Source organism: Mangrovibacterium diazotrophicum (assembly GCF_003610535.1).
In the GTDB taxonomy this organism is placed as follows: domain Bacteria; phylum Bacteroidota; class Bacteroidia; order Bacteroidales; family Prolixibacteraceae; genus Mangrovibacterium; species Mangrovibacterium diazotrophicum.
In genome coordinates, this window is the sequence record NZ_RAPN01000001.1 from 1,070,091 (window position 1) to 1,083,434 (window position 13,344).

General features: G+C 43.5%; 10 protein-coding genes. 2 read left to right on the forward strand and 8 right to left on the reverse strand.

What is annotated here, in order from left to right:
• Positions 1 to 208: 208 nt before the first annotated feature.
• The 8 genes from nifJ to BC643_RS04360 form a co-directional block, all read right to left on the reverse strand.
• Positions 209 to 3,775: a pyruvate:ferredoxin (flavodoxin) oxidoreductase gene (gene nifJ, locus BC643_RS04325; RefSeq protein WP_120271932.1), complete on the reverse strand. Its 3,567-nt coding sequence runs from the start codon at positions 3,773 to 3,775 to the stop codon at positions 209 to 211.
• 47 nt (positions 3,776 to 3,822) lie between these two features.
• The gene (locus BC643_RS04330) at positions 3,823 to 5,001 is read right to left on the reverse strand and encodes an AAA family ATPase (protein ID WP_120271933.1); all 1,179 of its coding nucleotides are present in this window, start codon (positions 4,999 to 5,001) and stop codon (positions 3,823 to 3,825) included.
• A gap of 140 nt (positions 5,002 to 5,141) precedes the next feature.
• Positions 5,142 to 5,936, reverse strand: a complete 795-nt coding sequence (gene cobA / locus BC643_RS04335; protein ID WP_120271934.1) for a uroporphyrinogen-III C-methyltransferase — start codon at positions 5,934 to 5,936, stop codon at positions 5,142 to 5,144.
• Between the two features lie 54 nt (positions 5,937 to 5,990).
• A complete protein-coding gene (locus tag BC643_RS04340; RefSeq protein WP_120271935.1) occupies positions 5,991 to 6,815 on the reverse strand; it encodes an SDR family oxidoreductase in 825 nt (274 codons plus the stop codon).
• Between the two features lie 94 nt (positions 6,816 to 6,909).
• Complete coding sequence (locus BC643_RS04345; protein WP_120271936.1) at positions 6,910 to 7,674, reverse strand: uroporphyrinogen-III synthase; 765 nt, start codon at positions 7,672 to 7,674, stop codon at positions 6,910 to 6,912.
• Positions 7,652 to 9,346 carry an NADPH-dependent assimilatory sulfite reductase hemoprotein subunit gene (locus BC643_RS04350; RefSeq protein WP_120271937.1) on the reverse strand — a complete coding sequence of 565 codons (1,695 nt, stop codon included), beginning with the start codon at positions 9,344 to 9,346 and terminating at the stop codon, positions 7,652 to 7,654. Before BC643_RS04350 ends, BC643_RS04345 begins: the two co-directional genes overlap by 23 nt.
• Before the next feature lie 143 nt (positions 9,347 to 9,489).
• Complete coding sequence (locus BC643_RS04355) at positions 9,490 to 11,289, reverse strand: assimilatory sulfite reductase (NADPH) flavoprotein subunit (protein ID WP_120271938.1); 1,800 nt, start codon at positions 11,287 to 11,289, stop codon at positions 9,490 to 9,492.
• A 42-nt stretch (positions 11,290 to 11,331) separates the two neighbouring features.
• Positions 11,332 to 11,562, reverse strand: a complete 231-nt coding sequence (locus BC643_RS04360; protein ID WP_120271939.1) for a DUF2061 domain-containing protein — start codon at positions 11,560 to 11,562, stop codon at positions 11,332 to 11,334.
• 499 nt (positions 11,563 to 12,061) lie between these two features.
• Between BC643_RS04360 and BC643_RS04365 the strand changes: the two genes are divergently transcribed.
• Positions 12,062 to 12,364 carry a chorismate mutase gene (locus BC643_RS04365; RefSeq protein WP_120271940.1) on the forward strand — a complete coding sequence of 101 codons (303 nt, stop codon included), beginning with the start codon at positions 12,062 to 12,064 and terminating at the stop codon, positions 12,362 to 12,364.
• 8 nt (positions 12,365 to 12,372) lie between these two features.
• The gene (locus BC643_RS04370; RefSeq protein ID WP_120271941.1) at positions 12,373 to 13,314 is read left to right on the forward strand and encodes an aldolase catalytic domain-containing protein; all 942 of its coding nucleotides are present in this window, start codon (positions 12,373 to 12,375) and stop codon (positions 13,312 to 13,314) included.
• Positions 13,315 to 13,344 lie beyond the last annotated feature (30 nt).

The window sequence follows — 13,344 nt, forward strand, 5'->3', positions numbered from 1 at the left end:
AAATCAGCTCGGTTTGAAGCCATGCTAATTTACAAAAAATAAAATACGAAATTATTCATTTACTATAATTTAAGCTTAATCTAAACAAAATATTTTATCATAAAAAAAAGATTTAAACCCATTCATTTTACCGATAAGGGATATAAATGAAAAAAGCCACCATCCTTTCGGACAGTGGCTTTTGCTATATAATAAACGGTCTTTTTTTTTATTCTGCAGATGCTTCTTCTTTAGCAGCTGAGAAATCCATAGCAGCCAAACGTTTGTAACCAGCCAAACGCCATTTTGCATTTTCTTCAGCAGCCGCGAACAATTCAGCAGCTTGTTCCGGGAATGATTTCATCAATGAAGTGTAACGAACCTCACCTTTCAGGAAGTCTTGGAACTTGCTCCAATCAGGTTCCTTAGAATCCAAAACAAATGGGTTTTTACCTTCAGCTTCCAACATTGGGTTGTAACGGTACATTGACCAGTAACCAGCGTCAACAGCTTTTTTCTCTTCATCTTGTGATTTACCCATGCTTGCACGCAAACCGTGGTTGATACAAGGAGAATAAGCGATGATCAATGATGGTCCTGGGTAAGCTTCAGCTTCACGCAATGCTTTCAGGTATTGAGCCTGGTTAGCGCCCATAGCAACCTGTGCTACATAAACGTAACCGTAAGACATTGCCATCATACCCAAGTCTTTTTTGCGGATTTTCTTACCTGAAGCGGCGAATTTAGCAACAGCACCAACCGGAGTTGATTTAGACGCCTGACCACCAGTGTTTGAGTAAACTTCGGTATCCATTACCAATACGTTTACGTCTTCACCTGAAGCCAACACGTGATCCAAACCACCGTAACCGATGTCGTATGCCCAACCGTCGCCACCGAATACCCAAACTGATTTTTTAGCCAGGTATTTTTTCAGGCTCAGGATTGTTTTTGCATATTCAGCATCGTTGCCTTCCAATACTGCGATAACAGCTTTTGAAACTTCAGCTGTTTTGTCGCCGTCTTGTTTTGCTTCGATCCATGCGTTGAAAGCAGCAGCAACTTCTTCGCTAACACCGGCAGCAATAGCTTCTTTCATTACAACTTCGATGCGGTCTCGTTGAGCGCTTACACCTTCAGCCATACCGAAACCATATTCTGCGTTGTCTTCGAACAGTGAGTTAGCCCATGCCGGACCGTGACCACTTTGGTTGTGTTTACAGTAAGGAGTTGCAGGAGCTGAACCACCATAGATTGAAGAACAACCTGTAGCGTTGGCAATCATCATGCGCTCACCGTACAATTGAGTGATCAATTTCACATATGGAGTTTCACCACAACCTGCACAAGCACCAGAGAACTCGAACAATGGTTGAGCGAACTGAGAGTTTTTAACTGATTTGTTTTTGTCAACAACAGTTTCTTTGTAAGTAACGTTTTTCGCCATGTATTCCCAACGAGTAGCTTCGGCTTCTTGAGTACCAAGAGGTTTCATTTCCAAAGCTTTTGTTTTCGCAGGACAAACATCAGCACAGTTACCACAACCAGTACAGTCGTTTACAGAAACCTGGATGCGGAAGCTTAATCCGTCGAATTGTTTCGTAGGAGTAGCTACGCGAGTTTCAGTACCGGCAGGTGCACCTTCAACTTCAGCTTTGTCCATCAGGAACGGACGGATAGCAGCGTGAGGACAAACGTAAGCACATTGGTTACATTGGATACAGTTGTCAGCTTGCCATTCAGGAACGTTAACAGCGATACCGCGTTTTTCGAAAGCAGAAGTACCTTGTTCGAAAGTACCGTCTTCGTAACCTACGAAAGTAGAAACAGGAAGGTCGTTACCTTTTTGAGCGTTGATTACATCAACAAATTTGCTGATATATTCAGGACGGTCAGTTGCAGCAACTTCTTCTGCCAATTTGATGCCTTTCCATTCAGTAGGAACAGCTACTTCGATTACGTTAACACCACCTGCGTCAACAGCAGCGTAGTTCATGTTAACGATTTTCTCACCTTTTTTACCGTAAGATTTTACGATCGCTTTCTTCATTTCTTCAACGGCTTTTTCGTAAGGAATTACGCCGGTAATTTTGAAGAATGCAGATTGCATGATGGTGTTGGTACGAGTTCCCAAACCTAAGTCTTCACCCAGTTTAGTACCGTTGATGATATAGAATTTGATTTCGTTTTCAGCCAGATAACGTTTCATGGTATCCGGTAAACGTTTTTTAGTTTCTTCTTCGTCCCAGATTGAGTTCAACAGGAATGAACCGCCTTTTTTCAGACCTTTCAGTACGTCGTAAAGGTGAATGTAAGCAGGAACGTGGCAAGCAACGAAGTCAGGAGTTGTTACCAAATAGGTTGAACGGATTGGGCTGTCGCCGAAACGCAAGTGAGAACAAGTGAAACCACCTGATTTCTTAGAGTCGTACTCGAAGTAACCTTGACAAGATTTGTCAGTAGATCCACCGATGATTTTGATTGAGTTTTTGTTCGCACCTACAGTACCGTCAGAACCTAAACCGTAGAATTTAGCTTCGTAGATATTTTCAGGAGAAATTTTGATTTCAGCTTTCAACGGAAGTGATTTGAAAGTCACGTCGTCAACGATACCCAGGGTGAAACCGTTTTTAGGTTCAGCCATTTCCAGGTTTTCGTATACTGCCAAAATTTGAGACGGAGTAGTGTCTTTTGATCCTAAACCGTAACGACCACCAACGATTACCGGAGCATTTTCTTTTCCGTAGAACAAGTCTTTTACATCCAGGTACAATGGTTCACCGTTTGCGCCAGGTTCTTTACTGCGATCCAAAACAGCGATACGTTTCACTGATTTAGGCAGTGCGTTCATGAAATATTTAGCGCTGAACGGACGATACAGGTGAACTGACATCAAACCAACTTTTTTACCTTGGCTAGCCAGGTAGTCAATTGTTTCTTTGATGGTTTCAGTTACTGAACCCATAGCGATGATGATGTTTTCTGCATCTTCAGCACCGTAGTAAGTAAATGGGTGATATTCACGACCAGTCAATTTGCTGATTTCAGCCATGTAACCTTCAACGATATCAGGAACTGCATCGTAGAATGGGTTTGAAGCTTCGCGAGCCTGGAAGAAAATATCCGGGTTTTGAGCTGTACCACGAGTTACAGGAGTTTCAGGGTTCAACGCGCGATCGCGGAAAGCCTGGATCAAGTCCATGTCAACCAATGGACGAATATCTTCAATATCCAGGTAATCGATTTTTTGAATCTCGTGAGAAGTACGGAATCCGTCGAAGAACGACAAGAAAGGTACGCGAGATTTCAAAGTTGCCAGGTGAGAAACACCTGCCAAGTCCATTTCTTCCTGTACTGAACCGGCAGCCAACAAAGCGAAACCAGTTTGACGGGCAGCGTACACGTCAGAGTGGTCGCCGAAGATAGACAAAGCGTGAGATGCCAATGCACGGGCACTTACGTGGAATACTGTAGGTAATAATTCACCTGCAATTTTATACATGTTAGGGATCATCAACAACAACCCCTGAGAAGCCGTGTAAGTAGATGTTAAAGCACCTGATTGCAAAGAACCGTGTACCGCACCGGCAGCACCAGCTTCTGATTGCATTTCAGCCAAACGTACAGGACGTCCGAACAGGTTTTTCATTCCTTTTGCAGCCCATTCATCCACATACTCAGCCATTGTTGAAGACGGAGTGATTGGATAAATACAGGCAACTTCACTGAACATGTAACTCATGTACGCTGCTGCGTAGTTACCGTCACATGTAACAAACTTCTTTTGTTTTGCCATTTTTATTCAAGTTAAATTTTAGATATGTTATTTTCAATTCTCAATTTCTAATACAAAAAACCGAACAGCCAGAGCGGAATCACATTCCCTCTACCCTCTTCGATCATATCGGCAGCAGCGTAACTCTGAGCATCTACCGGCTCGGTGTATTTGCCACCCACAATAAAGTCGTATTTATTTTCAACTTTGAAATCTGCCTTCTCCGAACTCTTCACCAGGTGATTGACATTTAACTGGTTATAGAAGAATGTTGTGCGAAGCGTCCGGTTGTTAATATTGTCCGGATCAACAGCATATAAAATATTGGTGTTATGCGCGTAAACCCAATCCGGCTTTTTCAGCTGATCTTCGTCACCGTTTGAATACAACAGGTTGATCAAACGCGCATTTTTCAAGTATCGCAGGTAATTCATGATAGTCGCCCGCGATGTTTCCACATCAGCGCTCAACTTACTCACATTGGGCGAAAAAGGAACCTGGCTGCAAATAATCTGCAGCAACTTGCGGAGCTTTGGCAAATATTTCAACTCAATCTGGTTCAGATACGTTACATCGATCTCCAGCGCCAGGTTAACGTGCTTCAACAGCGACTCGCGGTAAAACGATTTGCTGTTCAGGAAATACGGATAATAACCTGTTTCGAGATACTCGTTAAAATAAGCCAAAGGTTTTACCTCATTGGTAACCTCCGCTGCGATCTCCCGATGATTGGTCAGAATTTCGTCTAACGAATATGTTTTAAAGTTGAAATTTCCTTTGTAATTCAGGTACTCGCGGAACGACAAACCTACCAAATGGTAAACACGAACAATGCCTTTCAGCTCGTCGTGACCTTCGATAACCCGCAGCACAGGCGATGAAGAAAAAATAATCTGAAGTCCGGGGAAATTGTAGTAACAATCGCGGATTTCCGAATCCCAGTCCGGGTACTTGTGAATCTGATCCAGGATCAGAACCTTTCCACCCTTTTTATAGAATTCGTCTGCGAAATTGTAGATCTTCCGCTTGGTGAAATAAAAGTTATTCAGGTTGACATACAAACAAGATTTGTCGTCGCTGAATTTTTCTTTGACAATGTCTAAAAGGAAAGTCGTTTTACCTACCCCACGGAAGCCCTTAATACAAATCAGGCGCTCCGTCCAATCGATCTGATCCATCAAGCCTCTGCGAAGAAACTCTTTTGGAGTGTCGGTCAATGATTGGTGTATCTGAAGTAGGTTTTCCATCTGGCTAACTTTTATATGCAAACAAAAGTAGACAGAAAATTCACACTTTTGCTACCCAGAGATAGCAAAATACTCACGTAAGTGTAATTTATAATTATTAAAAATAAGGAAAAACTGCAAATAAGACAAAGCAGTCCGAATTAATCGACCTGTATTTCAGAAACATAATCAACCCTTGAGCCTTTTTTTCCGTTATCGCAAACGGGAATTGCGTGGCTTCCCATCACAATAACAGCAGGCATCGGAATATCATTTTCGGTTAAGAAAATCGTAAGATTGGACAACTTTGTGGAAAAGATCTGTTGATCGGGGTGCCCTACCCGACTTACAATTTGCATCGGCAAGTCGGACGAAACCTGACGAGCATCCAATTCTGAAGCCAGTGCTTCCATATTCTTCAACCCCATGTAAAGCATTACAGGAGCCTGGGCTTTTAAAACCGAAGCTACGGTATCGATATCTTCGAAACCACCGTCTCTTTTATGACCGGTATAAAATAGCGCCATACTATTCACTCCACGCAGCGTTACCGGGATATGGAAAGTAGTAGCCGCCGCCAGCCCGGCAGTAATGCCCGGCACAACTTCAACATTTAACCCTTCATTCAAGCAAAATTCCAGCTCTTCAGCTCCGCGTCCGAATATAAAAGGGTCTCCCGCCTTCAAGCGCACCACCCGTTTACCTTCTATGGCAAACTGCTTCAGCTGTTGATGAATTTTGTCCTGTCGCTCCGTTTGGTGCTGTCCGTCCTGGTAATGCTTACCCGCGTAGACTTTCGTCGCTCCTTCCGATGCCAAGTGAAGAATTTCCTCACCGTGCAACGCATCGTATAAAATAACATCTGCCTGCTCAATTCGCTTCAACGCGCGCAGAGTAAGCAACTCCGGATCGCCGGGTCCTGCCCCAACAATCGATATCAAATGATCTTTCCACATAATAATATATAGAAGGAAAATAGAGCTCGCCGGATGAATTCCGGCAGCGCTGTTTTAGAATTCGGCCCCAAGATAACTCATGGGGCTGGGATATTTAAATTTGTAATCCAAAAACCGAATCAGTTTTCGACTGTCAACAATTTTATAAGGTTCTTTCTCGTCGGAAAAATGAGGAGCAGGAATTCCGGAAACCGCCGATGCTTTCAGGTAAAATTCCTTGCGTGAAGGATGCTCCGGGCAACAAGCATTGAAGGTTTCACCCCACATGTTTTGTCGGATGATCTCCATGATGATCGCAATGCAGTCGTCCTGATGAATGAGATTAACAGGTTTACTGCCGCCAACAGCCTCCGTTCTCCGACTCAAAAAGCGAGCGGGATTCCGATCAGCGCCAATCAATCCCCCAAAGCGAATAATGGTTGTTTGAAAATGAGGATTCAACCGGAATTGATTTTCAGCATCCAGCAGCGCTCTACCCGACGGCTTCTCCGGTAACAAAACATCCGTTTCCTTGGCAACTCCCCACGATTCGGGATAAACCGAAGTAGAGGAAATGAAAATGATTTTACGAATCGTCGTTTTTTCCAAATAGGCAATCAAATGGCGAATTTGAGCCGGAAAAATATCTTCAACATCGGCCGTACGACGCGGAGGAATCGATATAATTAATACATCCGTGTCGAAAAACTTCGGATCATTCACCTGCAAACCAACCGAACTTGCCACCACCCGAAAGGGCCAGATCGCTGTTTGCTGCAACAGCTCCATCTTCTCTTCAGACGTTACAGAGCCTTTTACTTTGTAGCCTCTGCCAATCAACTTTCGGGCTAAGGGCAAGCCCAGCCAACCGACACCTAATATGGAAACTGTTCGCATCATTCAAGTTATAACAAAACAGATGTCGGCTGGTTGTGCCAATTATGAAAAACATCCGAACTATTTATGAATTTAGTCGACGCCCTCTGCCCACTCATCAATCGGTTACCATTCCCTTAAACTCGGGCTCGCTCAATTTCTTTTGAAGCCGATCAATCGAGAACTGCACGAATGACAACTCTTCTTCCTCGCTTGAGACATTCACCTCATTCGGGAAAACTTTCCAGGCCATCATCGCTGTTTGGTCGCCAACTGCCATAATTTGGCCATTTGGTGCCGGGAAATTACCTGATGCCTTGTAGGTTTCAATCGATTTTGGATTGAAAAACAGGTAGGCATCAAAGGTTTGATTCAGCCATTTTTCGATCGGTGTATTTTTATAAACTTCCATCTCAACAGGTTGAATTCCGTGCGAAAACAATTGCTCGTACAAATCGTTCAACGGCTTGTCTCCGCGCAAGTAAACCACTTTTTGCCCCGTATTGTGGCGAGCAATTAATTCGCTTAACGAGAAAATATTCGGTTCAGCCGAACGATGTATTTTCATCCGGGTTTTCTTCAGGATAGCTACTTGCTTCGAGCTAATGCAGAAGATCTCGTGCTGCGAGCGCAAGCCAAAATGATGGCGGAAACGTGCCAGCCAATGTGCGGCATAACTGCTTGTTACCACCAGACTTACTTTCTGATCGCGAATACTGTTTAAAAATTCAACTTTCGGTTTACGAAACTGGATGCGAAAAAGTGGTTGTTCAATAAACCGAACCGGCTGATTACGGAGCCACTGCCGGGTTTTTTCCGACAGGCTCCTTCCTATAAATACTGAGGGTAGTTCCATTGTATCAATGTTTAAATTCTTTTCCATGGATAATTTCTTTCACATAAGCTTTCCGAACCACAAAATCTCCAAATCCTTCGCCTTCGTTACGGTTCTGCGCGTAATCAGCAATAATAGGTTTCAACTCTGCTAAAATTTCCTCTTCGGAAAGTGTTTCTTTATAGAGTGCATTCAAGCGGGTTCCGTTGCGGTTACCTCCAAGGTACAAGTTGTACCGACCGGCCGACTTGCCAATAAAACCGATTTCGGCCAGGTATGGGCGACCGCAACCATTCGGGCAACCAGTCATGCGGATTACAATCTCTTCCTTTAACAGACCATGCTCATCCAAAATGACTTCGATCTTACTCATCAAATCGGGCAGGTAGCGCTCTGCTTCTGCAAAAGCCAAACTACAAGTATTCAGCGCCACACAGGCAATCGAATTCTGGCGGAGGCCGGAAAGCTGAATTGGCCACACACCATATTCTTTCAGGATTTTGGCCACTTTCTCCTTGTCATCCAAATTGGCCAAAATCAGGTTTTGATTACCTGTCAGGATAAATTGTGCATCAACTTGTTCTGCGATCTCACGCAAGGCTGTTTTCAATTTCAGGTTTCCGGTATCCTTCACACGGCCACCTTCGATAAACAGGTTCAGATTCCATTTGCCATTGGTACCTTTTACCCAACCGTAACGATCGCCGTTGCGGCTAAAACTGTACGGGCGGGCAGGCTCCAATTTGTATCCGAGGTATTTATTCAGCTCTGCTTTAAACCAATCCAATCCCTTGTGATCGATCGTGTATTTCAAACGAGCTTGCTTCCGGTTCTGGCGATTCCCATTGTCTTTTTGTACGAGGACAACTTTTTCGGCAACATCTACTGCCTGCGACGGCGTACAAAATCCGATCACATCTCCCAAGCGTGGGTATGTTTCAGGCACACCGAAGGTTGAACCAAAACCACCACCGACAACAACGTTGTAACCAACCAGTTTGCCTTTTTCCTGGATCGCGATGTAGCCCAAATCCTGCGAAAACACATCAACATCATTATAAGGAGGAACAGCAACGCCTATTTTAAATTTACGCGGTAGGTAGCGATCACCGTAAATTGGTTCAACGTCTTTTTTACCGTCAACCAACAGGTGCTCATCCAACCAAATTTCGTGGTAGGCAGTCGTCTGCGGAGTCAAATGCGCCGAAATATCTCCGGCTAATTTGTAGGCTTGTGCGTGAATCTCAGATTCTTCCGGGTTAGCCAATGACATCACATTTCGGTTTACATCGCCACAGGCTGCAATGGTATCCATCAATGCAGAATTAATTCCCTGAATGGTTGCTTTCAGTTTACTCTTAATAACGCCGTGCAACTGAAAAGCCTGGCGTGTTGTCAATTTCAAAGTGCCGTTTGCATGCGTGTCAGCCAACGAGTCCATTTGCAACCATTGCTCTCTCGAAGCAACCCCTCCCGGCAACCGGACACGAATCAAAAAGGACCAGGCTGGTTCCAGTTTTTGCAATTTGCGCTCTTTCTCCAGGTCGCGGTCGTGCTGCTGATAAATTCCGTGAAATTTAGACATCTGGGTGTCACCATCGGCAATGGCCCCGGTAACCGGGTCTGCCAAACTTTCAACCAAGGTTCCACGCAGATAGTTGCTATCGTATTTTAATTTTTCTACTTCTGACAATTTACTCCAATCAATTTGCTCGCTCATGATTTCTTTATTTTAGTCAGATAAGTATTAATACCACCAAAATAAGTATTTATACTTATCGAGTCAAGATTAAGTTCTGTTTTTTACTTTCTGTTAAGAATTTTTATCGATTCATTCATCTTTCTGTCCAAGCGCGGCAGCGATTAATATACATCAGTCTGGAATCGCTTGTCCTTTTTCAGCTTTTTGAAGTAATCGCGGGCTTGATCTTCGCTCATTCCACCTTGTGTTTGAATAATCTCCAACAAGGTTTTCTGAACGTCTTTTGCCATGTGCTTCATATCGCCGCAGAGGTAGAAACTCGCTCCGCTTTGCAACCAATCGAACACTTCTTTTTGTTGTTGCGCCAAACGATGTTGAACGTAGATTTTTTCTTCCTGATCGCGTGAGAAAGCCAAATCGATTTTTCCGAGTACACCTTTCTTCAGGGCTTTCTGCCATTCAATTTGATAGAGGAAATCGGAGTAAAAACGACGCTCGCCGAAGAACAACCAGGTTTTTCCTTTTCTCTTTTGAACCTCGCTTTGCTGAATGAATGCGCGGAATGGAGCAATTCCGGTTCCCGCACCAACCATGATGATCGGCGTTTCCTCACTCTCCGGAAGACGGAAGCCAGGATTGCGCTCAATGTAAACCGGTACTTCTTCGTCAATCTCAATACGATCAGCCAGGTAAGTCGATGCAGCGCCTTCGCGGTTACGGCCTTTGTTTTCGTAACGTACTGTTGCCACTGTGATGTGAACCTCATCACCAACGGCATCCTGGCTCGAAGAAATGCTGTACAAACGAGCTGGTAACGGACGAAGCAAATCGATCAATTCCTGGGCCGTCAATTCAGCAGGAAACTCAACCAGCAAATCCAGAATATCGTTACCCCACAAGTAGCTATCCAACAGCTCGTCGTTTTCCAAGATTTTTGCCACTTCCGGATTACCTGTCTTTTCAGCATATTTCTGAATCACATCTCTTGTCAGCAAGGTAATTTCAACCTGGTGACGCAAAGCAACATTCAATGAGTATTCAGTTTTCTTTAAAACAACCGGAGCATCAGTGTCTAATTTTAAACGCTCGATAATTTGCTCAACCAAAACAGGTGGGTTATCAGTTAAAATGCCAACCGAATCTCCAGGCTGATATGAAATACCTGATCCATTTAAATCCAATTCGACATGATATACTTCCTTATCAGAATCACGACCGGTAATTTTCACCTTGTCAATCACCGTTGCCCGGAATGGATTCTTTTGATTATACACAACCGCTTCTTCTTGCACTGAACTTGTCGCAGACGTTGAAACCGCTGCAGGTTGCAATGCTGCCAATTTCTCCAGAATGGCATTCATCCAGGTATTGGCATCTTCTTCATAGTCCACATCGCAGGTTACAATCGGGAAAAGCTCTTTAGCTCCGGCTTGTTTCAATGCATGATCGATATCAAGCCCGGTTTGACAGAAAAGTTTGTAGCTCTTATCACCCAAAGCCAATACCGAGAAATTCAGATTCGGCAATTTGGGAGCGCGTTTACCGGTAATGAAGCGGTGGAAATCTTCAGCCATTTCAGGCGGCTCACCTTCTCCGTGGGTGCTCACAATTACCAGCAGGTTTTCTTCGTCGGTCAGCTGTTTTGGATTGTAATCATCCATAGCCAGCACACTGGCCGAAATTGATTTTTCACCCAACAACCCACCGAGTTTTTTGGCAATGCCCTCGCTACGGCCTGTGTGAGAACCATACAAAATAGTCAATTTCAAATGCGAAGCCGCAACAACCGCAGCTGCAGTTTGCGCTTGCTGTCCAATGGCAACGGCCGGTTTGTTGTAGCTGGCAGTCAATCCTTGAAAATAACCGTTCAACCAGATTAACTGCTCAGGCACTGCTCCTTCCAGTAATACTTCCAGTGCTTTCGCCTGGGCCTCGCTTAAGGGATTCAATTTAATGCTCATTTGTTTCTATTGTTTTTTATGAAATTACTGATGAATAGGTCGTTAAATTTGGTACTCGATGTCAGACTGATCAATCCGTCCAAACTTGATACGGTTCCAGGTCCGTTCGTGCATGTAGTAGAGAAACATCTTCGTAAACAGCTCCACACCACCAATTGTAACTGCAAAATCCAACTTCCCTGTAACCAACCAGGCAATCATCATCGTGTCAATCGTACCGACGGTTCTCCACGATATTGACTTCACTACGCTGCGATAAGGTTTTTCTCTCATGATCGATATTTATTTTGTTTTTATTTTTTCTGAAAATTGAAGCATAAAAAAAGCCCTTCTGCGTCTGCAGAAGGGCTTTTTGTTTTTATCGTTTCGTTATCCTATAACAATATCAACTTCTTTCCTTCTGCAAAAAAGAACCACAACACATACACATACACATACACATGTTTGCACTTGAAGAAGGGTTAATATTTACAGAAGTTATCTTTGTCATTTTTTCAATATAAAAGGAGACTTACCTGACTCAAACATCGCTCGTTTGCGAGATGTTTTTATTTTTGTTTTGAAATCAGATATAGAACTCTTTTTGTGATTTATTTGGCAAATATAGAGGTAAAATCGACATTTCGAAATATTTCGATGTAAAAAAATTATTAATTCAAGAATCACATTTTCTTAAAAATCTAAAATACATCAAATTATCAGGTGATGAATTGTAAATAATTACACCAACTTATTTTCATTTTATTATTTTTGTGACAAAAATCAGAAAATAATGAAAGACGCAAAATCCTGCAAGACCATTGAGGAGGTTCGACAAGAAATTGATCGGATTGACAGAGAGGTAATGGAACTACTGGCCAGACGACAGGACTATGTGTGCGAAATTATCCGGTTTAAAAAAGATGAAGAAAGTATTGTAGCGCAAGGTAGACAAGACCAGCTTTATCAACAGCGACGTGAATGGGCCGAAGAACTCCGCTTGTCGCCTGAAATGATTGAGGAGGTTTATAAAACGATGGTACGACATAACATCCAAAAAGAACTGGAGCTGCACAAACAAACTAAAAACAGTTAATCTCTAAGATGTACAAATCAGATATCAAAGTAGTGGATTGCACCGTTCGCGATGGCGGATTGATGAATAAATGGCAATTCGATGACAAGTTTGTAAAAGGAGTTTATGACGCCTGCGTTGAAGCGGGTGTTGATTATATGGAAATTGGCTACATCAGTAGCGAAAAATCATTTAACAGAAACGAAGTAGGTCCGTGGAAATTTTGCGCAGATAATGATCTTCGCCGAATTATGGGCAACAACGATACCAGCCTTAAAATATCAGCCATGGCCGATATCGGCCGGATTGATTTCGACGATATTCCGCCTGCCAGCGAAAGCCTGATCGACATGATGCGTGTGGCTTGTTACGCACATCAAACCGACAAAGCCATTGAACTGGCACATCACTGCATGGACAAAGGCTACGAAACCACCATTAACCTGATGGCCGTTTCGAAAGTTAACGAACGCGATTTGGATGAAGCGTTGACGGATGTAGCTCAATCGCGCGTGCCTGTTTTCTACCTGGTTGACAGTTTCGGAAGCATGTACTGCGAAACGATCGAGCACCTGCTGAAAAAATACAAAGCTGCTCTTCCTGAAAAAGAGATCGGCATTCACGCGCATAATAATATGCAGCTGGCCATGAGCAACACCATCACAGCATTGATGGGTGGCGCGACTTATCTTGACGCAACCCTGTTGGGAATGGGCCGCGGAGCTGGTAATTGCCCAATTGAAATTTTAACAGCATTCTTGAAAAACCCAAAATACAGATTACTGCCCCTGCTGAAAGCAATCCAGGAAGAAATTCTTCCCTGGCAACAAAAAATCGACTGGGGCTACCATATTCCATACCTGGTTACCGGCGCATTGAATGAACATCCGCGCAGCGCAATGGCCTGGATGGATTCGGACCGCAAAACCGATTTCGTAGCGTTCATGAAAGAAATGCACGACTACGAATAAGTCTCAAAATCCTTTTTTGAACCTTTTCTC